General features: G+C 47.5%; 22 protein-coding genes, 1 tRNA gene, 1 other RNA gene and 1 other annotated feature. Of the genes, 8 read left to right on the top strand and 16 right to left on the bottom strand.

What is annotated here, in order from left to right; genetic code table 11:
- Window positions 1–32 precede the first annotated feature (32 nt).
- The 10 genes from CIB36_RS10480 to rnpB form a co-directional block, all read right to left on the bottom strand.
- Window positions 33–458 carry a MarR family winged helix-turn-helix transcriptional regulator gene (locus tag CIB36_RS10480; protein WP_093989502.1) on the bottom strand — a complete coding sequence of 142 codons (426 nt, stop codon included), beginning with the start codon at window positions 456–458 and terminating at the stop codon, window positions 33–35.
- A gap of 368 nt (window positions 459–826) precedes the next feature.
- Window positions 827–903 (bottom strand) — tRNA-Met (locus CIB36_RS10475).
- A gap of 118 nt (window positions 904–1021) precedes the next feature.
- Window positions 1022–1285 carry a hypothetical protein gene (locus CIB36_RS10470; RefSeq protein WP_154825447.1) on the bottom strand — a complete coding sequence of 88 codons (264 nt, stop codon included), beginning with the start codon at window positions 1283–1285 and terminating at the stop codon, window positions 1022–1024.
- A 100-nt stretch (window positions 1286–1385) separates the two neighbouring features.
- Window positions 1386–2108 (bottom strand): 16S rRNA (uracil(1498)-N(3))-methyltransferase, encoded by a 723-nt coding sequence (locus CIB36_RS10465; RefSeq protein ID WP_093989500.1) that lies wholly within the window; start codon window positions 2106–2108, stop codon window positions 1386–1388.
- Window positions 2109–2243: 135 nt separating this feature from the next.
- Window positions 2244–2819, bottom strand: a complete 576-nt coding sequence (locus CIB36_RS10460) for a hypothetical protein (RefSeq protein ID WP_093989499.1) — start codon at window positions 2817–2819, stop codon at window positions 2244–2246.
- A gap of 167 nt (window positions 2820–2986) precedes the next feature.
- Window positions 2987–3622 (bottom strand): ABC-2 transporter permease, encoded by a 636-nt coding sequence (locus tag CIB36_RS10455; RefSeq protein WP_093989498.1) that lies wholly within the window; start codon window positions 3620–3622, stop codon window positions 2987–2989.
- Window positions 3623–3633: 11 nt separating this feature from the next.
- Window positions 3634–4497, bottom strand: a complete 864-nt coding sequence (locus CIB36_RS10450; protein WP_093989497.1) for an ABC transporter ATP-binding protein — start codon at window positions 4495–4497, stop codon at window positions 3634–3636.
- Entirely contained in the window at window positions 4494–4874 is a 381-nt protein-coding gene (locus CIB36_RS10445; RefSeq protein ID WP_093989496.1) for a GntR family transcriptional regulator, read from the bottom strand. The genes CIB36_RS10450 and CIB36_RS10445 overlap by 4 nt, the downstream gene beginning before the upstream one ends.
- A gap of 340 nt (window positions 4875–5214) precedes the next feature.
- A complete protein-coding gene (locus CIB36_RS10440; RefSeq protein ID WP_093989495.1) occupies window positions 5215–7317 on the bottom strand; it encodes an LTA synthase family protein in 2103 nt (700 codons plus the stop codon).
- A gap of 370 nt (window positions 7318–7687) precedes the next feature.
- An RNA gene (gene rnpB, locus CIB36_RS10430) (RNase P RNA component class A) lies at window positions 7688–8012 on the bottom strand.
- A gap of 188 nt (window positions 8013–8200) precedes the next feature.
- Here rnpB and CIB36_RS10425 point away from each other — a divergent pair.
- From CIB36_RS10425 to CIB36_RS10390, 8 genes are all read left to right on the top strand, one after another.
- Window positions 8201–8401, top strand: coding sequence for a DUF1858 domain-containing protein (locus CIB36_RS10425; protein ID WP_093989493.1), 201 nt, complete (start codon window positions 8201–8203; stop codon window positions 8399–8401).
- Between the two features lie 111 nt (window positions 8402–8512).
- A complete protein-coding gene (locus CIB36_RS10420; RefSeq protein WP_093989492.1) occupies window positions 8513–9775 on the top strand; it encodes an MFS transporter in 1263 nt (420 codons plus the stop codon).
- 2 nt (window positions 9776–9777) lie between these two features.
- Window positions 9778–10476: a tRNA (adenine(22)-N(1))-methyltransferase gene (locus CIB36_RS10415; RefSeq protein WP_158662665.1), complete on the top strand. Its 699-nt coding sequence runs from the start codon at window positions 9778–9780 to the stop codon at window positions 10474–10476.
- 30 nt (window positions 10477–10506) lie between these two features.
- Window positions 10507–11256, top strand: a complete 750-nt coding sequence (locus tag CIB36_RS10410) for a Nif3-like dinuclear metal center hexameric protein (RefSeq protein WP_158662664.1) — start codon at window positions 10507–10509, stop codon at window positions 11254–11256.
- Between the two features lie 60 nt (window positions 11257–11316).
- Window positions 11317–13071, top strand: a complete 1755-nt coding sequence (locus CIB36_RS10405; protein ID WP_093989489.1) for an Rqc2 family fibronectin-binding protein — start codon at window positions 11317–11319, stop codon at window positions 13069–13071.
- 12 nt (window positions 13072–13083) lie between these two features.
- Window positions 13084–13452: a DUF6483 family protein gene (locus tag CIB36_RS10400; protein WP_093989488.1), complete on the top strand. Its 369-nt coding sequence runs from the start codon at window positions 13084–13086 to the stop codon at window positions 13450–13452.
- A 103-nt stretch (window positions 13453–13555) separates the two neighbouring features.
- Window positions 13556–13809, top strand: a binding site (T-box leader).
- 68 nt (window positions 13810–13877) lie between these two features.
- Window positions 13878–16499 carry a valine--tRNA ligase gene (locus CIB36_RS10395; protein ID WP_093989487.1) on the top strand — a complete coding sequence of 874 codons (2622 nt, stop codon included), beginning with the start codon at window positions 13878–13880 and terminating at the stop codon, window positions 16497–16499.
- A gap of 56 nt (window positions 16500–16555) precedes the next feature.
- Window positions 16556–17833, top strand: coding sequence for a bifunctional folylpolyglutamate synthase/dihydrofolate synthase (locus CIB36_RS10390; protein WP_093989486.1), 1278 nt, complete (start codon window positions 16556–16558; stop codon window positions 17831–17833).
- 34 nt (window positions 17834–17867) lie between these two features.
- On the opposite strand, the gene CIB36_RS10385 is transcribed toward CIB36_RS10390, so the two are convergent.
- The 6 genes from CIB36_RS10385 to CIB36_RS10360 form a co-directional block, all read right to left on the bottom strand.
- Entirely contained in the window at window positions 17868–18539 is a 672-nt protein-coding gene (locus tag CIB36_RS10385) for a sigma-70 family RNA polymerase sigma factor (protein ID WP_093989485.1), read from the bottom strand.
- On the bottom strand, window positions 18532–18975 hold the full coding sequence (gene spoIIAB / locus CIB36_RS10380) for an anti-sigma F factor (RefSeq protein ID WP_093989484.1): 444 nt from the start codon (window positions 18973–18975) through the stop codon (window positions 18532–18534). Before spoIIAB ends, CIB36_RS10385 begins: the two co-directional genes overlap by 8 nt.
- Window positions 18976–18991: 16 nt before the next feature.
- Entirely contained in the window at window positions 18992–19297 is a 306-nt protein-coding gene (locus tag CIB36_RS10375) for an STAS domain-containing protein (RefSeq protein ID WP_324612399.1), read from the bottom strand.
- A 149-nt stretch (window positions 19298–19446) separates the two neighbouring features.
- Window positions 19447–20577, bottom strand: a complete 1131-nt coding sequence (locus tag CIB36_RS10370; protein ID WP_093989482.1) for a glycerate kinase family protein — start codon at window positions 20575–20577, stop codon at window positions 19447–19449.
- Window positions 20578–20631: 54 nt separating this feature from the next.
- Entirely contained in the window at window positions 20632–21324 is a 693-nt protein-coding gene (locus CIB36_RS10365) for a hypothetical protein (protein ID WP_093989481.1), read from the bottom strand.
- A 148-nt stretch (window positions 21325–21472) separates the two neighbouring features.
- Window positions 21473–23068, bottom strand: a complete 1596-nt coding sequence (locus CIB36_RS10360) for a sodium-dependent transporter (protein WP_093989480.1) — start codon at window positions 23066–23068, stop codon at window positions 21473–21475.
- Window positions 23069–23116 lie beyond the last annotated feature (48 nt).

Genomic DNA, 23116 nt, shown 5'->3' with positions numbered 1-23116 from the left:
AGAAATGAACAATAAAAAAACCGACGTACCGTCTATTCGTCCAGATTGGCAGACATTCGTGTCGCGCTATCCCGGAATAGTGCAAGCTGCTCGTCTGAGAGTCCCTGCGTAAGCCGACGTTCGGTCTGACGGAGTAATTCACCGATTTGCGCGTCCAGTTGCTCTGCCTTTTTTGTGGGAATCAAGCTTTTCAAACGTGCATCGCTGGCCACATTTTCCCTTAGGATCAGACCATTCTTCTCCATTAACTGCAATATACCTGTAGCAGTAGAGCGGCACATATCGAAAGCGTTTTCTACATCGCGTTGAAACACTGGCCCCTCCGTACATTTTATAAGAATATAGTGCATGATCCTGCTCTGTACCCCAGTGATCCCCAAGCTTTGAACATCAGCGTTCATACGCTTTTTTAGTTTGTGTGATAAAACGTGGATCCACATCCCACAATCTTTTTCCATTCAGTACCTGCCTCCTTTCTGCTAAAAATATAATTGTTCGGAAACAAACAAATTTTACCGCAGGATAAAAAAGATGTCAAGAAAAAAAATCAACTTCTTATGTCCAAAAATAATAAGATATTTTGTGCAAATAGTATAGTTTGCTTTTTTTGAAATCTTTGTTTCCTCTTCTTTTTTCTGTTTACTCAATAGTGATAACCCAATTCAGAGTCATTGATTCTTTTGCAACCACAATCAAAGTTCGTTTCCCTGTCATACACCGCAATACAAAAGCGCCTATATAAATTTAGAAGGAGGGAAATCATGAAAAAGCCTTTGTTTTTCACATAAGAAAAAAGCCCCTAACCGTCTGGTTAAAGGCTTTTCAATGGTTGCGGAGGCAGGATTTGAACCTACGACCTTCGGGTTATGAGCCCGACGAGCTACCGAACTGCTCCACTCCGCGATATTTAATTAGGTAACCAACTGGCTACCTAATTATTATACTGCAATAGGTCCCTAAATGTCAACAACTATTTTCTTTATAAAAATAATTCTAATATTATAGAAAAATACTAGGGGGTTTACTTTTTATTTTTGTCAGTTTCGTCAGAAGAATCAGAATTTTCCTCTTGATCATCCACACCATCTATTTCAGATAATTCCTGAATAGAATCATCGTCATCATATGATAAAGAAGTATCCTCTTCAAAGAACATTGAATTATCAAAATCCAATTCATCGCTGATCTTTTTACTTTTTTTCTTAATATAGCCAGCTACTGCTACCAAAGCCCCAACTACAGCCGTAACAACTGCAATTATTTTCCAAGGAGATTTCTTTTTCATATTCAACACTCCAATCCGCATTCTTTTCATCAATTACCGGTTCCCCGGATTTCTACTTCTTATTATATACCAAGTGTGTAAATTTAACAAGTACAGTTTCTTAAATATTTTCGGTTAAATTCATAAGAATTGCCAAAGCTGCCAAAGGCGCTGTTTCGCAACGTAAAATTAGCTTACCCAAAGTCGCCACAAAAATCCCTTGTTTTTTTGCGTCGTTTACTTCTTCCTCCTCAAAACCACCCTCAGAACCGATTAAAATCGCAATTTTTTGAGCATCTGACGGTACTAGTTCATTTAGGCGCCTGCCGCCGCCTTCATAAAATAAGATTGCCAGCTCCTCCTTCGTCATCAAGTTGATTGCTTGCTTCATATCAACCAGTGAACCGACTTCCGGAATAATCCCTCTGCCGGATTGCTTGGCAGCTTCTTTTGCAATTTTTTGCCAGCGGGCAATTTTCTTTTTCATTGCCTTTTCATCCGGGCGTGATACGCACCGCTTGGTTAAGACCGGAACGATCTTTGTCACCCCCAGTTCTACTGCCTTCTGTGTGATCAGGTCAAATTTATCCCCTTTGGGAAGCGCCTGGTACAATGTGATTTTAACAGACGGTTCACTCTGATTGGGGTAGGAGCGCGTAATCTTTGCTGTTGCCAGATTTTCCCCACAGGATTGCAGCACACTTTCATAATCAAAACCATCCGGGCAACTGACCGTGATCGTTTCGCCCGGCCCCATCCGAAGAACACGGCTGATATGCTTCGCGTCTTCCCCTTCAATATAAAGGTTCTCCCCTTCTTTTCGTTCACAAAAAAATTTTGGCATAGATCCTCCTGCAAGCTGCTTTTCTTATAGTATACCCTTAAGTTTTATTCTCGTCAAATCAAAAATTATTTTCCATTTTCCTATTAAAGACAGCAAAACAGGGTGCAGAAGAATCTGTACCCTGTTTATCACATACTATAATTGAATATGATCAGCGATTAAAGGCTGAGGCTGTACAACAGGTTCCTGCTCCTTTGAACTCCCCTTCACGATCAGGGTATCCATTTGTCCGAGGCACTCTGCTATCTCGGTTTCAAAAGCTTCCCCTAAGCCAGTCGCATCAACACGTGCGCCTAAGGTATCCCGATACAGGAAGTTGGAAAGATCATAAACCACGATATTCTGATCCTGATACATGATGTTTGATTCCAGCTCTGCAGCGGAAAAGGTTTGGCGGCCTATCATAATCTCACGGTCCTTTAGGTCTTTTCTATAAAAGCCCTGCAAATACAAGGCAGATACTTCTTTTCCATTTTCCCGGGCATATAACTCCGTGCAGGTCCCGTTAATATCTACATCCTGATAGCTGTGTTCTTTTTGTGCCATAAAATTGGAATCCAGCGACAAAGACAGCTGTTTTAAGCTGTAACCAACCGCAACATTCACCGCTTTGTTTCCATGATCAGCGGCGCTGTTCTTTTCTCCGCAGGCAGACAACACAACGGCAAACAACATCGCAAACGCTACAATACTCACTGCTATTTTTTTCATTTGAACAACACCCCTTTTTCTATTTCTCTAATTTTATTATATCGCTTATGGGGTAAAGTACAATAGCTTGCAGGACATTGTATCGCATTTGTAATACAGTTGTTACAATCCAAAACAAAGAATTACAAATTTTCATTATTCATTACAAATGGTTACAACGTGAATTTTTACCATTCCTTTTTCTGGTAGATCCATAGGGAGATCCTGTAAGAAAACGCCATGAAAACCAGGCTCAGTGCAAAGCATGCCAAAGCAACCATTGTGCGGTTTTGCAGCAGAAAGCCGATCCAGCCATCCAGAACGCCCATTCCTCCCAAGATCACAATCCCGCCTACTGGGACCCCATAGCATATGATTGTAAGGTATTTGGCCTTTTCACTGCCAAAACGAAGCAGGATCGGCAGTATCACGCTGTTTAAGAACAAGCAGAGAGAAAACAGCAGGAGTACCATATCAAAAAAGCCACGTAAATCCAATGTATGATGGAGCAAATAAATGACAAATGTGTACAGGGAAGACAGTGCCATCCCGCCGCCGCCTAACAGCAGCATCAGCAGATATTTTTCCTGTACTAGGGTTCTTCTGCTGATCGGCATCGTTAATGCATACATATTCCACTTCGCAGCATCCCCGATCATAACGGCGGAGTTTACCATCATAGTTGTCAGCACAAGAATAAATCCAGAAATAAACTCGGGGCCCATAGTACCGGTAAATAATAAAGCGTAGATCCCCAAAAACACAAAAATATATGCCAGCGTCCTTCTTAGTCCCAACAGGTCGTTGAGCAATAAGCCTTTCATATAATAACCCCCTAACGTGTTTCCTTGCCGCGGACCAACAGCAGCATGATATCTTCAATCGAAACCGGGTCTATTACCCAGTCCGGGTGCGCCCGGAACAAACGGTGCGTCCGGTCAACCAAAACCTCGTATCCAAAGCCGTTCTGGCGGTAGCGCACGATCTCCTCTCGGGGCAGGCTATCAAATACCTGCCGTCCGCATTTCAGCAGCCCATAAGTGTCCAACAGAAGCGCCTTATCCTGCTGAAGGACGATCTTACCGTTGTGGATAAAAATTACATAGTCCGCAATCTTATCCAAATCACTGGTGATATGGGAGGAAAATAAGATCGAATGCTGTTCATCCTGAATAAAGTCCAGAAAAATATCTAAAATTTCTTCCCGTACAATCGGATCGAGCCCGCTGGTAGCCTCGTCCAAGATCAAAAGCTTTGGGTGATGCGCCAATGCGGCCGCGATCGAAAGCTTCATCTTCATTCCGCGGGAATATTCTTTGATCGTCTTCTGCTCCGGAAGCTTAAACTCCTTTAAATAACGTCCAAAGCAGCCGCTGTCCCAATTCCGGTACATTCGTTTCATAACAGCCTCTACCTGCTTGGGCTTAAAGCATTCATAAAAATGGTTTTCGTCAAACACTACGCCGATCTGTTCTTTGATCTCCAGTTCCTGTTCCCTAGCGTCTTTCCCAAAGACCTGCGCCAGCCCCTGGCTGGAAACGATCCCTAAAATAGACTTTAGCGTTGTGGTCTTGCCGGCTCCGTTTTCCCCTACAAAACCGACAATACTCCCCTGCGGAACAGAAAAGTTCAAATGGTCCAGGGAAAAGGAGTCATAGTCTTTACAAAGATCCTTGACAAAAATTGCGTTCTGGCTCATAATGATTCTCCTTTATATAACATTGCCAAAATTTCAGTCAGTTCCTCCAATGAGATGTCCACTGTCCGGGCAAGGTCGACCGCCTTTTGCAGCGCTTCTTCTGCCTGGCGCAGTTGTTCTTCCCGGATAAATTCCATATTCCGCGCGGCTACAAAACTGCCTTTTCCAGCTACGGTCTCAATAAATCCATCCCGTTCCAGTTCTTCATAGGCTCTTTTTGTAGTGATCACACTAATCCGAAGTTCTTTCGCAAGCAGCCGCATGCTTGGCAGCATCGCCCCTTCGGAAAGTTCGCCGCTGATAATCATCGTTTTTATTTGTGTGGCAATCTGTTCATAAATAGGTTTGGAGCTCCCATTACTAATAATAATTTCCACAGCATCCCCTCCAAATAATATATACTGTATATATCGTTTATATACAGTATATATTTATAAATGCTATTTGTCAAGTCAAAAAGATAAAAAACAGCAGGAAATCATTCCCGCTGTTTTTTATTTCCCCTTAAGGAATCCGTACGCAGGGACAGGCTTTCTACATCATTTCTATGTAAAGCGTTCACCTTCCCACACTCTTGCGTAAAATCTGTTTTTCCTGTTTAAGATCTTCTGTCTATGCCGAGTCGCAGGCCGCAGTCTACAGTTTCTACCGTCTGCTCATGTTATCCTCTAACTACAAAAAAGAGCATCGCGAATTAGCGATGCTCTTTTAATCATTTTATGCGCCCAATGAATACATCAGATTAGAAATTGTTTTCACCGTCGTATCCGGCAGCCCAAACAGGGAAGCCGTGTCGTTTCCATAAGGTGTTCCCTCCAAGGAGAAGACATCGTCTTTCTTGCCCTCTTTATCAAACATGTTGTTATACTGCAAAATCTTGTAATCTTCCAACATGCCGGAATACTCAGATTCTGTTTTATAATCATAATAGGTGTTATTCTTGTCGATGTAACCCACCGCATTGATGACTGGAAGCTGCTGGTACAAGCTCCACAAATACTGGTTGTACGGGGTCATTTCCAAGCCGGCCGTTTCCAAAAGCAAAGTCGACAGATAGTTGGCGCTGATCTGTTCTATGTATTGCTCTTCAATATCATAATTTGCCCAAATCACAAACGGGGTGATATAACGCTGCTGGTTTTCTTCCAAGGACAAGCTGGAAATGGATTTCCCGCCGAACAGGACGTCCTCATAAAATTCCTGTTCGATCTTGGCCTGATGGTCGCCGAACATCACAATGATGGTTGGCTCCTCCACCTTGCTGAAATACTCTATTAATTCCTTAAACGCATTGTCCGTTTCCTTCATTAAAGACAGGTACTGCTGCGTTTTGGGATATTGGTTTTCCGCATCCCACGGCAGAGTAACCGTTTCAGGGAAATTCGGGTACTGAATATCATATCCGCCGTGGTTCTGCATCGTCACATTAAACAGGAAAAATGGCTTATCCTGATCCCGGTTTTCAAACAGGCTGATAATCTTTTTATAGTTGTCGCTGTCGCTTACATAGCGCCGCATCAAATTGTTCTGGCTAAAGTAATTCAAATCATAAAAATTTTCAAAGCCCAATAACGGATAAACGACATCCCGGTTCCAGCCATCTCCATAATATGGATGGACGGCTGTTCTGGAATAACCCTGGTTCGCGAGGGTAGATACTAAGGAATCTGTTTCTTCCCGGATATATTGCTCATAGGCATTGCAGCCAGACGGCAGAAATGCCAACGTGTTCCCGGTCAAAAATTCAAACTCGGAGTTGCTGGTCCCATTGCCATAAATCGAAACAAAAAGGTTCCCCTTGATCGTATTTTCAGTCAGGGAATGGTAAAACGGCATGGGGTCTTCGCTTACTTCAAATTCATTGCCGATCGCGCTTAGATCCGACCATGTTTCATTCATAATAGCAATGATGTTTGGTTTTACTTTCTGCTGCGATTCCCCTTTGCTGCTGGCATTGGAGGATTCTACCGTATTTGTCGTTTTATTTGCGATCTCCTCTACCTTTTCCGCAGAGTACTCATCCGGTTCGTTGACAAACAAGGTCTTTGTGTTCAGCCAAAAGCTGACCACGCTTCCCTGCTGCTTATACCCGCTCAACTGATTCCACAGGTTAGCAGTAATATTCAGACTGCTCAAAAACGGCGTCCCATAGAATACAAACATCACCGCGGCAAAGGTCGCCAGCGTATAAACACTGCGCCGGGCAGCCTTCCGGCGTACCCTGTTTACATAAGTCACTTTTATGCCCAACGCGATCATGCACGCCAGCATCAGCCCGGAGAGGATCATCTGGCAGGTCGGAGTAAAATCATAATTCTGGGCAACATTAGCCGCGGTGCCTGCTCCCAAAAAGTCCAGTGGGACAAACGGCGTGCCGCGGAAATTCAGGACAAAATGGTTTACCAGCCCAAAAATACTTAAAATGGAACTGATGATGATCCCGGATACCCCAATACGGTTGGTAAGCGCATATGCTACGCCGTATAACAGCAGATACACCAGATAGTTGGCAATAAATGCGATCGGGGAAAAATCGTATACAAAGTTGTTGCCTAAGCATTCCACCAAAGTTAAGGTGACAAACGGCCCTGCAAACAGGTAGATCATGGCATACCTTTTTTCCCATTTTTCGTTAAAATTAAATTTCACCGCCAAAATTACGCCGAACAGCGCGCACAGCAGCACCGCGCAGATAAACAGTACCGTGCCATAAGACTGGTCACTGTTAAAGAAAGCTTTGTAATCCAAGCCAATCAGCCCCAGCAGAATCACGCTGACGGCCGCTGCGCACACAATTCTCTTTTTTGAGGTAGTAAACATATTTGTTCAATCTCCGTATCGTTTTTTCTTTCACACTTAATACTTATGTTCCAAAATGGTAAAACTTGTCTTTTTGCTTCAATATATCACAGTAATAATATCACACTCATTTTGACGTGTAAAGTCCCTGTAAAGGCACTTTGTACTTTTGTGTAAGAAACCGCTTTTTGCACCCATAAAACTTGTGAAAATTGAGCAACATGCAGTAAAAACAGCCATATTTTTGTCACAATTTGCACGCAAAAATTCAAAAAATGTTAAATAAGAATCAATTGTTTCACATATTCCGTTTTTCCTCACGGAAACTGTCAGACGTACATGCAAAACAAAAACAGGCCGCGCCAAAGGACACAGCCTGTTTCCTGTCAAAAATGCGACCAAACCTATAAGCCGGGTTCTGTTTTTGTGGTAATCTATCTTGGCACAGCGTCGCCGCAATGTGCTCAGTGCCACCTTTCAGGACCGTCGGGCCAACGAATCCATCCTTGTCGGTGTTGCATCGGATAGGGTTTACATAGCCGTACAGTTCCCCGCACGCTGGTGAGCTCTTACCTCGCCTTTCCATCCTTACCGTAAATACGGCGGTTTCTTTCTGTTGCACTCGCCCTAGAGTCGCCTCCGGCTGCTGTTAGCAGCTATCCTGCCCTGTGATGCCCGGACTTTCCTCGCCGCAGCGCTACCACACAGTTTGCTCGCGTGTAACAGTATACTCCTTTTTAAAGGGGAAGTCAATGAAAAGCAGGTGAAAAAACTTTGTTAAAATCAGAGAAAACCATGTCATATTTTCGTGATAATGACGTTTTGTTTTTTGGGGCGAACCGCTTGCATTCCTAAGGCAATCTGGTATAATAAAACCGTAATAAGTGGTAAAGGAGTGTAAAACATGGCTTATACGGTTACAAAAGATTCCATTATCGGTGATATTTTAGATTATGACGGCACTACCGCAGAATGCTTTTTAGAGGCTGGCATGCACTGCCTGGGCTGCCCTGCCGCACGCGCAGAAAGCATTGAACAGGCCTGTGAAGTACACGGAATCGACGTCAATGAATTGATCGATGCCTTAAAGGCTCATCTGGCATAATCTGAGCAAATCAAATACGAAAAGAATCGTCCGAAAAACAATTCGGACGATTCTTTATCAGAACATCATTTATGATACGGGCCATTTTCTCCTTGACTGGAGGTACACACCATGAAGATCACCGCGGCAAAATTACGCAACAGCCTAATTACCTTTTTTGGAATCGACCGCCTAAATCAAAAGTTTTTGAACTTTGCAATTTCACATTTCTGTTTTGTGGTCGCCATTAATATCCATGCCGTATTCATCAATATCCTGCTGTTAAAAACATCGGATGACGTCAACCTCCCCATCTATTATAATATGATCAATTTTCTCTGCTCTGGTATAGGGATGCTGCTGGGCGGAATGATCATCAAGCATGTCTATTTAAAATATGTCACCTTTCTGGGGATCGGCTGCCATTTGGCGGCTTACCTGATTTTTTTGATCTGTATGGAGAACATCTCCTCCTTTGTTATCCCGATTGCCTTGTTGATCGGCTTTGGGGGCGGTTTTTTCTGGTACACCTATCTCAACGCGATCTCTCTTTATTCCGAAGACGATACCCGGGATATCTCCATTTCCTTTATCGGCGTATTTGCAAGCATCATTGCGCTCATCGTCCCCGCCATTGCCGGCGCGGTCATTGACGCATTTTCCGGATACACCGGATATAACATCATGTTTGGCTGTGCCTTTGTGGTGTCTATTATCTCTATTTTTCTGTTCACTCGGCTTCCCAAAGTGGAGCCCCAGCGAAACAAGACCCAGTACCGCCACTGCATCCGTCAGCTTTTTACCAACCGCTGCTGGGCTTTGGTAAATTTGCAGATCTTTCTGCGCAGCATCCGGGATGGGGTGTTCCAGTTTTTCTTAAACGTCCTGCTGTACCAATATGTAGAAAGCGAAGCCCTGATCGGGTTAAATGCCTTGTTGGTCGGCTTCATGGCAATTTTTTCACAATATCTGTGCGGACGGTTCGTCAATGCCAGCAATCGGGTCAAAAGCATGTATCTGACCACCTGCGTTTTGACAGGGGCAGCTTTCATGCTGGCGATCCAGCTAAGCGCTGCCACCATTCTGGCGCTCAGTTTGGTGAATGCCTTTTTCGTGGTCTTATTGATGAACCCTGCCACCTCAATCGACTTTCTGGTCATTTCCTCTATGCCGGATGGGTATCCCTGCCGTGGAGAATACCTCGGGATTTTTGAAATGACCCGTGGTTTTGGCCGTGTTTTGGGGTTGGTAGTTTTACTGCTGGTCCCAAAAACTGAAATTGGGTATGTCATTTCGCTTAGTGCGGTCACAGTCGTGCAGTTTCTCACTGCATTCTTTGCCTCCCGCGCGCAAAAAGCGATCGCGGATTTTCAAAAACAAACCAAAGGAGAATAATTTTGCTCGATCTACGTCTGGCCGCCTGCGCGCGGTTCATCTGCCCCGGCCATAAGGTATGCGATATCGGCACCGATCACGCATACCTTCCCTGCTTTTTAGTAAAAAACCAGATCACCCGGCAGGTCATTGCCGCTGACGTTAACGAAAAGCCGCTGTCCTGCGCCCGGGCGCATATCCGTGAACAGGGGTTCTCGGAACAGATCCGGACCCTCCTTTCAGATGGTCTTTCCGGCATTCGTGCTGAGGAAGCGGACGACATTGTTATTGCCGGGATGGGCGGCGAGCTGATTGCCCGGATCATATTATCCTGCTCATGGGCCAAAGACCCGCAAAAACATTTTATCTTACAGCCCATGACACAGGCTGATTTTCTGCGCCGCACGCTGGCCCGCCACGGCTTTTCCATCTTAAAAGAAGAACCGGTGGCAGAAAACGGGCATTTTTACTCGGTATTCCTCTGCCAATGGACAGGAGAGGCGCAGGAGCTCGATGAATTATCCGCGCTGGTGGGGAAAGTCCCGCAAAGCTCCTCCCCGCACCGCGACGCTTATCTTAGTTTTCAGGCGGACCGGATGGAACGGATCGCAGACGGGCTTTCCCGTTCCCAGAAACAAAACGAACTTGCGGAGCACTACCGTACCTTGGCGGCGGACATCCGCAAGCTTTTGCAAAAACCCGGAAAAGATGATATACTATAAGGAAACGAAGAGAAAGTGCTGGTGTATCCTATGAAAGTTTATGAAATCTACCGTTTTTTAGATCAATTAGCCCCCTTTGACACCGCAGAAGAATTTGACAACTGCGGCCTGCTTGTGGGCGACCCGGATCAGGAAGTGACAAAGATCGGGCTGGCGCTGGACATTACCCATGCGGTGATCCGGCAGGCGGTAAAAGAAGGGATCGACCTGATCATTACTCACCATCCCGTTATTTTCCATCCGTTAAAACAGGTACAGGCCGACTCGACTGTATACCAGCTGATCCGAAACGGCATTTCTGTCATCAGCGCGCACACCAACCTTGACAAAGCGGAAACCGGGGTCAACGCAGTGTTGGCAAAATATTACTGCCTGCAAAATATTGCCTCCCCGCTTTGCTTAGACGACCTGGGACGTCTGGGCAATCTTCCTGCCCCGATGCCGGTGCCGGAATATGCGGCGCTGATCAAGAAAAACCTGGGTGCCAGCGGCGTAAGGTATTATGACAGCGGAAAACCGGTCCAAAAAGTGGCTTACATTTCAGGAAGCGGCGGGAGCATGATGCAGCAGGTACTCAGTTGCGATATTGATACTTTTATTACCGGGGACCTCAAGCACGACGCCTTTATTGACGCGCAGAATTTGGGGCTGAATTTGATCGAAGCGGGACATTTTGATTCCGAAAACGTGGTGTTCTTTTCTTTGGCGGAGCAAATCGAAGTGTCTACAAATCTTTCCCCGATCCTGTTAAGCCGGGAGAACCCAGTCAAAACAATCTAACCAAACCGGGACGGGTGACAGATCGCCCGTCCTTATTTTTCATGATAAGGAGAATCTACAGTGGCATTAGATGGTATTTTTCTTGCTTCTTTAAAGCGGGAAATAGAAGAAACCGCGCTTGGTAGCCGGGTGGATAAAATTTACCAGCCTTCTAAGGAAGAGATCGTGATCGGCCTGCGGTTCCGGGGCGGCAGTGTCAAGCTTTTTATCAGCGCCTCTGCTAACAGCCCGCGCATCCACTTTACAAAAATCTCTTTGGAGAACCCCAAAACCCCGCCCATGTTCTGCATGCTGCTGCGCAAGCACTTAAGCACGGCAAAACTGGTTGCAGTCCGCCAGTTGGGCAGCGACCGCATCCTGTTTTTAGATTTTGAAACCGTGAACGAGCTGGGTGATTTGGTGACCATGACCATCGCGGTGGAAATTATGGGGCGGCACTCCAATATTATCCTAGTCAATCAGGACGGGAAAATCATTGATGCGGTCAAGCGCATTACCGATGAAATGTCCAGTGTGCGATGCGTCCTGCCCGGCATGGCTTACACCCTGCCGCCGGCTCAGGATAAACTGAACTTTTTCACCTCGACCCGTGAAGAAGCGGCCAAGGCATTGAAGCAGGGGAAAAATCAGGATTTCGCCAAAGCGATCATGCAGGTGTATTCCGGGGTGTCCCCGCTTCTTTCCCGCGAGATCGCCTATTATGCTACCGGCGGGATCGACCTGCTGAAAAATGACGTATCAAATTTCCGATTGAACAGGATGTTTGATAAAATAGACCAGATCCGGGAAATGGTGCAAAATGGGACCGAACAGTTTACCGTTGTTTCTGAAAATGGCAAGCCGAAAGATTTCACCCTGATCCCGATCGAAGAGTACGGCTCTTTCCTCCAAAAAACTACTTTTAGCACAGCCGGGGAGCTTCTGGACCACTTCTTTTCAGAGCGCGACCGGATAGAACGGATGAAACAGCGCTCCCACGACCTCTTAAAACTGTTAGTCAACACCACCGAGCGGATCGTTCGCAAGCTGGATGTGCAGAAGCGCGAGCTGGCGGATTCAGAAAACCGGGATCTTTACAAAATCTACGGCGACTTGTTAAACGCGAACCTGTGGGCGTTTCACAAAGGGGACAAAACGGTCACGGTGCAAAATTTCTATGAGGAAAATGCCCCGCAGATCCAAATTTCGCTGGATGAGTCCCTTACTCCTGCACAGAACGCACAGAAATACTATACCGAATACCGGAAAGCCAAGACAGCGGAAGAAAAACTGCGGGGGCTGATCGAACAGTCTGAACAGGAGCTGGTCTATCTGGACAGTATTTTTGACGCGGTGACCCGTACCACCGGAGAAAGCGAGCTGCTGGAGATCCGGGAGGAATTGGCGGAACAGGGATACCTGAAAAACTACCGCAACAAAAATAAGATGCTAAAGCCTCTTCCGCCGCTTCAATATCGATCCTCGGATGGATTTACCATCCTTTGCGGAAGGAACAACCGTCAAAATGATAAGCTGACCTTAAAAACAGCCCGAAACTATGACCTCTGGCTGCACACCCAAAAAATCGCCGGTTCCCATGTCATTGTAGTGGCAGATGGAAAAGAGATCCCAAACCGCACCATTGAGGAAGCGGCTAAAATCGCGGCGTTTAATTCCAAGGCCAGGGATTCGGCGCAGGTGCCTGTGGATTACACACTGGTGCGGTATGTAAAAAAGCCGAACGGCGCCAAACCGGGGATGGTGATCTTCACCGATTACCAAACCGCCTATGTTACCCCGGATCCGGAGCTTGCCGGGCGCTTACTGGTAAAATAGGAGGTTTTTACCATGATCTGCGATTATGAAAAGGACTGGTTTATGCGCCAGATCAGCGACATGGTGCGGGTAGTGGCGCTTACGGTATTTCAAAAGGACCGGCCGGAATATAAAATCGAAGAGGAAACGACGACCACTTCTTCCGACGACTTATACCGGCACACCTTGAAATTATTGGAAAGCCGGGAATACCAGCGCGCCCTTGATTATCTCTCCCAAAACCTTTCCTCAGAGCGTTTATCCGACCTTTTGGTGGCGCTGGATTTTTACGACAAGGTAAACCGGCTGACCGAGGAAGAACTTGCTCGCTATGGTCTTTCACGGGAAGAGCTGCTGTATTCGCTTCAAACCATAATTACCTTATATGAACTTCCCTTTTAACCATTTTTGCCAACAGCCGCTTTTTCTTTCCGGGAATTTTTGCTGTTTTATAGGCTTGAAAGTCTTTGGGGTTCATGATATAATAAATGCACAATCTTGAATCACAAAAGCTGTGACGAGGAGGAGTACATTCTTTCCAAAGCCAAGAGAGGGAACGGCTGGTGTAAGTTTCCGTGACGGGAGAATGGAAGGTAGCCTTTGAGCTGCGCCGCTGAACATTTTTTCAGTAAGCGGCGACGGGATTTCCGCCGTTACCGGAATCCGCATCGGAGCAGGAGATCTGCCCCTGTGTGATCGAGTGCGGAGCCATATGGTTCCGAATTCAGGTGGTACCACGGAAGTTATTCCGCCCTGAGCACAAATGTGCTTCGGGCGGATTTTTTATCGTTTCCGGCCCGAAGAAAACGACCGAAGGAGGAAAATCAATGAAAAAAGAATTGGAAAAAGTGTATGCGCCAAAAGAATTTGAAGACAGGATCTATCAATTCTGGCAGGAAAACGGATATTTTAAAGCCGACCCAGATCCCAAAAAGGAGCCTTATACCATCGTGATCCCGCCGCCGAACATCACCGGGCAGCTTCATATGGGGCACGCTTTAGACGAAACATTACAGGACATTTTGATCCGCTATAAACGATTGCAGGGATATGCCGCACTGTGGGTACCCGGCACCGACCACGCCTCGATCGCGACTGAAGCTAAAATCGTAGAGGCGATGAAAAAGGAAGGTATTTCCAAAGAGGATCTGGGGCGTGAAAAATTTTTGGAACGTGCCTGGGACTGGAAACGTCAGTACGGCGGACGGATCGTAGAACAGCTTAAAAAGCTGGGTTCCTCCTGCGATTGGTCCCGGGAACGCTTCACGTTGGACGATGGCTGTTCCGAGGCGGTAAAAGAAGTATTTGTGCGGCTGTACGAAAAAGGGCTGATCTATCAGGGCGAGCGCATCATCAACTGGTGCCCGCACTGTCTGACCTCTATCTCTGACGCGGAGGTGGAATATTCGGAACAGCACGGCCATTTCTGGCATCTGCGTTATCCTTTAGCCGATGGTTCCGGCTGGCTGGAGCTGGCGACTACCCGGCCGGAAACCATGTTGGGGGATACGGCTGTTGCAGTCAATCCAGAGGACGGCCGCTACAAGCACCTCGTTGGGAAAACCCTGACCCTGCCGCTGGTGGGACGGGAAATCCCGATCGTTGCCGACGATTATGTTGACCGGGAATTCGGGACCGGCGTGGTTAAAATCACCCCCGCCCATGACCCGAACGACTTTGAGGTGGGGCTTCGCCACAACCTGCCGGTCATCAACGTTATGACCGACGACGCGCACATGACAGAAGACTGCGGAAAATACGCGGGGATGGAACGTTACGAAGCCAGAAAAGCGATCGTTGCCGATCTGGAAGAAGGTGGATATCTGGTCAAGGTGGAGGAACACGTTCACAACGTTGGGGAATGCTATCGTTGTTCTACCACAGTGGAACCCCGCGTTTCCAAACAATGGTTTGTAAAAATGGAGCCGCTGGCAAAACCGGCAATTGAAGCGGTGAAAAACGGGGAAACAAAATTTGTCCCGGAACGCTTTGACAAGATCTATTACCACTGGATGGAAAACATCAAAGACTGGTGTATCTCCCGCCAGCTGTGGTGGGGACACCGCATCCCAGCTTACTACTGCACCACCTGCGGGGAAACCGTTGTTTCCAAAGAAGAGCCCCATACCTGCCCAAAATGCGGCGCCACTTCGTTCCATCAGGATGAAGATACGCTGGACACTTGGTTTTCTTCCGCTTTGTGGCCGTTCTCCACATTGGGCTGGCCGGAACAGACAGAAGACTTAAAATACTTCTATCCCACCAACACCCTGGTGACCGGGTATGACATCATCTTCTTCTGGGTGGCCCGGATGATCTTCTCCGCGGTAGAACACACCGGGGAGGTGCCGTTCAATACTGTTTTGATCCACGGGCTTGTCCGGGACGAACAGGGCCGCAAAATGTCCAAATCCCTGGGCAACGGAATCGACCCGCTGGAGGTAATCGATGAGTTCGGCGCAGACGCTCTGCGGTATATGCTGGCAAGCGGAAACAGTCCGGGGAACGACCTGCGTTACTCGGAAGACAAGGTAAAAGCTGCCCGCAACTTTGCAAACAAGCTGTGGAACGCGACCCGCTTTATCCTGATGAATCTTTCTGATGAGATCACCGCCCCTGTCCTTCCGGATACCTTGACTTTGGAGGACAAATGGGTGCTGACCAAATACAACAACCTTGTCAAAGAGGTGACGGAAAATCTTGATAAATTTGAACTTGGCATTGCGGCCTCCAAGGTGTACGATTTCATTTGGGATTACCTCTGCGACTGGTATATTGAACTGACAAAAACCAAAATCCAGGCTGGCGGCGAAACAGCATTGAACGCCCAAAAAGTACTGGTGTACATCATGGCAAACTGTCTGAAACTGCTGCACCCGTTCATGCCGTTTATCACCGAAGAAATCTGGCAGGCGATCCCGAACGATTCAGCCAGCATCATGATTGCGAAATGGCCTGTTTATGAGGATTCACTCAACTTCTCGGCGGAGGAAAAAGACTTTGAAAAAATTATGGATGCGATCAAGGGCATCCGCAACGCCAGAGCAGAAAAAAATGTACCGCCAAGCAGAAAAGCAGTTGTTTACGCGGCAACAGAACACGAAGAACTGTTCCGTTCCTGCAAGGCTTTCTTTGAAAAGCTTGCTTCCGCCTCCGATCTGCAGGTCGCCGCAGATTGGTCGATCGACGGAGCCGTACAGGTGGTCACCAACGACGCCCGGCTCTTTATCCCAATGGAGGACCTGATCGACAAAGACAAGGAACTGGAACGCTTAAACCGGGAGAAAGCAAACTGCGAAAAAGACATCAAAATGCTGTCCGGCAAACTGTCTAATGAAAAGTTTGTGTCTAAAGCTCCTGCTAACATTGTAGAGCAGGAACGCGAAAAATTGGCGCGCGCTGAAGAAAAGATGGCAAAGATCCTCGAAAGCATTCAGGCGCTAGGTTAATCCTTTCCCCCTGTCTAAACAGGCAGGGGGATCGATCTGGAAAGAAGGAAATTATTATGACCTATTCAGAGGCGCTGGATTATATCCACTCCTTTCGCCCCTTTGTGCCGTCCACCGGTTTGGAGCGGGTACGTCCGCTGTTACAGCGGCTCGGCGATCCGCAGGACAAGCTTCGCTTTGTCCATGTTGCGGGGACTAACGGAAAAGGCTCCACGGTGGCAATGTGCGCCAATATTTTAAAAGAAGCCGGATACCGGTGCGGCATGTATACTTCCCCCTATGTGCTTGATTTCTGTGAGAGATTTCAGGTAAACGGGGCTATGATCTCTCATCCGGACCTTGCACGGATCACCGGACAGATCATGCCGGTACTGGAACAGATGAAAGAGGAAAAGCTGTTTGTCACGGAATTTGACGTGGTAACCGCGATCGCCTTTTTATATTTTTTAGAGAAGCAATGCGACATTGTCTGCTTAGAGGTAGGGCTTGGCGGGCGGTTTGATTCCACCAATATCATCCATACGCCCCTCGCGGCTGTCATTACCTCCATCTCCTTAGATCACACCCATATCCTTGGTGATACTGTGGAGAAAATCGCCCGGGAAAAGGCTGGGATCATCAAACCGGGCGGCGATTGCGTCTGTTATCCGAAACAGTCCCCCGATGCTTTAGCCGTCCTGATGGAACAGTGCGCTTTGACCGGGAGCCGGCTGATTAAATCAAATCCCGCAAATATCCAGATCCATCGCGCTGATCTTCAGGGGGCTGAGTTTTCCTATCAGGGAAAGGATTATCAAATCACCTTGGTGGGGGAACATCAAATTTACAACGCAGTGGCCGTATTAGACACGGTTCGTCTGTTACAGACCAAAGGGTTCCTGATTCCGGAATCAGCGATCCAAACCGGCCTAAAAAATACTGCTTTTTCCGCCCGGTTTCAAAAGCTGGGAGAGCATCCCCTTGTCTATGTTGATGGCGCGCATAATTTGGAGGGAGCGCAAGGGCTTGCACACACATTGGAGCAGTTTTTGGGAAAAAAAGTCCTCCTGATCGGTATGATGGCGGACAAAGATTATGGGCATGCGCTTGGCGCTGTCTGCCGGCCGGCGGATGCGGTGATCTGCGTACCGGTAAATCACCCCAGAGCGCTTGGCGAAGAGCAACTGAAACAGTCCGCTTCCCACTACTGCGGCCAGGTTTATGCGATCCATGACCTCCGCAAAGCATATGCCACGGCGCGTTCTCTTGCAGGCGCGGAGGGAATGGTCGTAGTCTGCGGCTCCTTTTTCCTTGCCGGGGAGATGCTTCCGATCGTAAATACAGGCCAAATATAAAAGAAGTGTCGGGAAAATTTCCCCGGCACTTCTTTTATTCTAATAATTTTTCCCGCAGCATCGTCAATATCTTTTTTTCCCGCCGGGAAACCTGTACCTGCGTCATCCCCAGTTCCTTGGCAGTCTCTGTCTGGGTTTTTCCCCGCAGGTACCGCAGCATGATAAGCCGCCGATCCCTAGTTTCCAGATGGTTCACCACCTCTTTTAAGGACAGCAGTTCAGAAATGCGTTCCTCGTGGTTTTCCACCCGCACATCCAACTGTCTGCCCTCCCCGGAATCATCGTCCTCGGTCAGGGATACCGGCGGGCTGCTGACATTCAGCGCCTCCACAATATCCTCTTCCGGTGCGCCTAAAATCTCGCTTAGCTCAGACAGCTGCGGTTCTCTCGAGTGGATTTTTGTAAAGTTTTCCTTTTCACGGACTACCTTCAGCGAAAGTTCTTTCAGGCTCCGGCTCACCTTGATCGCGCCCCCATCCCGGAACAGGCGCTTGATCTCGCCCAAAATCACCGGCACCGCATAGGTGGAAAGCTGTACGCCTCTTGACTCATCAAAGGCGTCGATCGCTTTGATAAGCCCCACACAGCCCGCAGAATATAGGTCGTCATATTCGATGCCGCGCCCTTTAAAGCGCTTCACGCAAAGATGCACTAACCCTAGATTCTGCTCCACATAAGCATCCCGCTCCGCCTTTGATTTAGTCATGCTCCCCCCGTGACTGCAATTTTTTTACCATTGTAACGGTCGTTCCTTTTCCCGGGTTAGAACGCACCGTTACCTTATCCATAAACGCCTGCATCACGGCAAAGCCCAAGCCCGCACGTTCTTCTTGGGCGGCGGTGGTAAACATAGGCTCCATTGCTTGTTTGACATCTGGGATGCCGCAGCCGCGGTCCCGGATTTTTATGTAGGCTGTGCGGTCTTCCAGAATCCGGACAGTCAAATAAATTTTGCCCAAGGTGTCTCGGTACGCATGTACAATACAGTTAGTAACTGCTTCAGACACAGCGGTCTTAATATCGCTGATTTCATCCACCGTCGGGTCCAGCTGTGTAAAAAAACCGGCAGTCGCGATTCTGGCGTAGCTTTCATTGGATGAACGGCTTAAAAAGTTTAAATTTGCTTCGTTGACAACTTTCATTTTGATTTCCCTTTCCTTATTTTTGAATCACAGCAAGCTTGTCCAGCCCGGCAAGGATCATCACTTTACGGATATGGGCGGACACATGCACAACTGTTACGCTGCCGCCCAGCTCTTTCATCAGCTTATACCTGCCCATAACCAGGCCGATCCCACTGCTGTCCATAAAGGTAACGTCTTTAAAATCTAAGATCAGCTGTTCCGGCCGGCATTGTTCCGCTTTTAGGTCGATCGCTTCCCTGATTTCTTTCGCAGTATGGTGGTCAATATCTCCGCTTAAAAAGGCGGTCAGTTCTTTCTCCTGTTCCTCCAATTTCACCACAATATCAAGTCCTTTCTTTTATACTATTTGTAATATTTTTTAATTTTATATCACTTTGTATCAGTTTTTCCCGCTTCCCTGTTATTATATAAAAAAAGACACAAAAAAAATGTCAGAATACCGAAGTATCCTGACATTTCTTTTCGACGCTATTTTCCCCCGCGCATCAGGCGGAATATATTTTCTGCCATAAAGGCAAGATCCTCTTTGCTGTGTTTTTTCGCTTCCTCAAAGGGAATCGCGTTGCGGTTGATGCTGAACATCGCGGTGACGCCCCGGCTGTAGGCATCCGGGATGTCCCGTGCCAAGTCCCCGGCAATAACATACAGCGGAATTTCCGCCGCCTTTGTTCTGCGCGCTACCCCGCTGATCACCTTTCCGTCTAGAGATTGGGAATCAAAGCGGCCCTCTCCGGTAAATACTGCGTCTGCTGTTTTCAAATGCTCATCAAAATGAACGTGATCCAGTACCGTTTCGATCCCAGAATTTAGTTTAGCCTCCAAAAACGCTACTGCTCCGGCGCCAAACGCCCCGGCTGCCCCAGCACCCTCCTGCTGCGGCAGGCCAGCCAGCCCTAGTTGTTCTTCCATGATCTTTGCCAGTGCTTTCAGGTTCTGGTCCAGCATTTCCACCATTCTTGGGCCTGCCCCTTTCTGCGGGCCAAACACGTAAGCTGCCCCGCGGGAACCGTACATTGGATTCTCCACATCACACATTGCTGTAATGGAGACCCCTTTACACAGTTTTTCCACTTCCTGAAGATCGACCCTGGCAATCTGATCCAGGTTTTCTCCCACTGGAACAAACTCAGAACCGTCCTCCCGGTAGAATTTTGCGCCCAAGGCAGCAGCACAACCACAGCCGCCATCTGTGGTGCAGCTTCCGCCCATCCCCAGCACGATCTCGGTCGCACCGTGTTCCATGGCATGCTTCATCAGTTCCCCAACGCCATAAGTCGTGGTTTTAGACGGGTCTTTCCGGTCCTCCACCATCGGAAGCCCGGCCGCGGCAGCCATTTCGATGACCGCGGTTTTCCCAAATATTCCATAAAAGCTGTCGACCTGTTCAAACCATGGACCGGTCACCTGACAGGACACCTTTTCACCGGGCATTGCCTGCAAAAAGCAATCCACCGTTCCTTCCCCGCCATCTGCAACTGGAAGAGTCACCACATCGCAATCCGGAAAAATCAACTGTGCTTTTTGCTTGATGATCTCACAGATCTCAATAGAGCTGATCGTTCCTTTAAAGGAATCTGGAATGATAATAAATCGCTGCATGATTGTTTTCCTCCCTAAAGGAAAACACACCGTCAAGGACAGTGTGTTTTCCGGCTATACAAATAATTTTCTGACTTTATATCCCTGAATGAGCAGCAGAATTGACAGCACCATCAGGACCGAGCCTAAAATTGGGCAGGCAACTGTTAATACAGTAGAAAAGGTCTGCCCCATGCCGGAACTTTCCATGTTCTGCGCCACTGCCTGAGAAAAATTCCCCAGCACATAAACTCCATTTCGCACCCACATTACCGCGGTCATAATAGATACCGGTACGATCAGCATCGCCAGCCAGTACCCGCTGCGGATCCGCTGCTTTACACCCTTCATCGCCAACGCGATCGGTATAATAAAGATAATGGAAAAAATCGGCGTCAAATACATGGGGGATAGGATCATAAAAAGGATCGAGCAAAGTAAAAACAAGCGGTAAAAGGGCTGGATATTTTTGACCTGGCCGGTAAAGTCCCCGTATGCGGCATGCAGGTACCCTACATAATATTTGGTTTTGTCCTGTAACTCTTTGGAGTCCGCATCCACGCGGTAATAAGTCAACAGTTTTCTACCCTTGCTGATCAGGGAACGGTATACCTCATCAAACCTTTTCGGCACATCTAAAGAAGCAAAATCCACCTGAAGCTCATGAACAGTACGGACCAGCCGTGCCTTTCCGCTGCCCAGCAGATCGGATTCCTCCATCCTTTGGGTCAGTTCGCCCAAAACCTCAATCAACTCTTCGTTTTTCATACCCAATTCCAATCATTCGTTTATTTATTCTTTTTGTCTTTCGAAAGGATCATCTTCATCGAGATCCCTACAGCGCCTAACACCACTACCCAAACAACGATCAGGAAGATCAATGCGCCAATCGTTAAGTCCATATTGATATTCCTCCTTATTCCTGTACCGGCACATTTGCCGACAGTTCCCCTGCATATTTCCGCTTAATATACCGGTTGGTAAAGATCGTAGCAACTACAAATACCGCGATCATAACGACCCTGGCCAGGTTCACCCAGAAAACCCGCATCGGGTCGACGCTTCCGTCATCGCCTTTCGGGATCAACGCCATCGCGCCGCTGTTGATCCGCTCGATCGTTGCCGCGGTCAGCACGATGATCAACATCAGCGGGGTAATATATTTGAGCAAAATGGTAAAGAACGGTTTTGGAAGTTTCGCCAACGCCCCTTCATTCAGCCGCATCTGCTGACGAATAGAAATAAAGCGGGTGTAAACAATTACCTCGATCAAGCCCAGAATCAAAAGGAAGTACTGACCGATCCACAAGTCCAACTCGTCAAAGTAATAGGTAGCGCCGGATTTGTTGAGGATCGTTTCCAATGCAACAGGGAACCCGATCAGCACAAAACAGCCCATAATGATCCAAGATGCCTTTTTCTGTGAAATATTTGCAATCTCGGACAAGAATTTTGTAACGTAGCTGTACAGCGCCATGGAAGAGGTGAACCCTGCGAAGAAGAGCAGCAGGAACCACAAGCCTCCGAAGAACTGCCCCAGCGGCATGTCACGGAATGCATTCGGTAGGGTGATAAAGGTCAGGGATGGCCCTGCGCTTTCCAGTACTTCCTGCCCCAGATAAGCGTACCCAATCGGGATAACGATAGACGCCGCCAAAATGATTTCCGCAAATTCGTTCAGCGCAACAGTTGCTACAGAAGAAACTACAACGTCGTCTTCTTTCTTTAAATAAGAAGCAAAGTGGCAAATCAAGCCCATACCAATGGAAAGCGAGTAGAAGATCTGCCCGCAGGCCGCCATCGTACCGCCCCAGGTCAGCTTGCTGAAGTCTGGGTTCCAAACAAAGTTTAGCCCTTTTAACGCCGACCAGTCAGGATTTTTAGGACTTCCCGTTGTTAGAGCCGTAACTACTAAAACAATAGCAAACAGATATAAAGCAGGCATCATAACCTTCGCCCACTTTTCAATTCCCCCGCCGATCCCGCGGGATACCACATAGGCCAAAAGCACCAGCGCAATGATCCAGAACACAAACACCCTGACCGGATCTGAAATATTATTAACAAACAAATCTTTCATGTCCACGCTAGCAGACATATAATCTCCGGTAAAGGACATCACCGAATAGTTGAGCGTCCAGCCGACGATATGGGTATAGTAGGAGTTGATCAGCAAGGTGATCGCAAAGCAAAGTCCGCCGCTGATCGCACCGATCTTTAATGCGGTTTTCGGCTTTAGCCTTTGACGCGCCTGCAAATAAAGCATCGGGCCAATAGTATGTTCATCCTTTTCTCCGCCAAACCGCCCGGTCTGCCATTCCATAACCATAATGGGGAACCCCAATAACAGAAGCGCAATAAAATAAGGGATCATAAATGCGCCGCCGCCGTTTCCGGCTGCCATATATGGGAATTTCCAGAAGTTTCCCAAACCAACGGCATTACCGGCCATTGCCAGGATCAAACCGAGCTTGGAGCCCCAGCCGTCCTGCGTTGTCTGATGCTTAGACATCAAAATAACCTCCTAATCGTCATATAAGTAAACAGATAAATATATTTT

It is taken from the genome of Massiliimalia timonensis, assembly GCF_900186585.1.
Taxonomy (GTDB): domain Bacteria; phylum Bacillota; class Clostridia; order Oscillospirales; family Ruminococcaceae; genus Massiliimalia; species Massiliimalia timonensis.
Note: the sequence above shows the minus strand (reverse complement) of the source record. Positions and strands in the feature narration are given on the sequence as shown.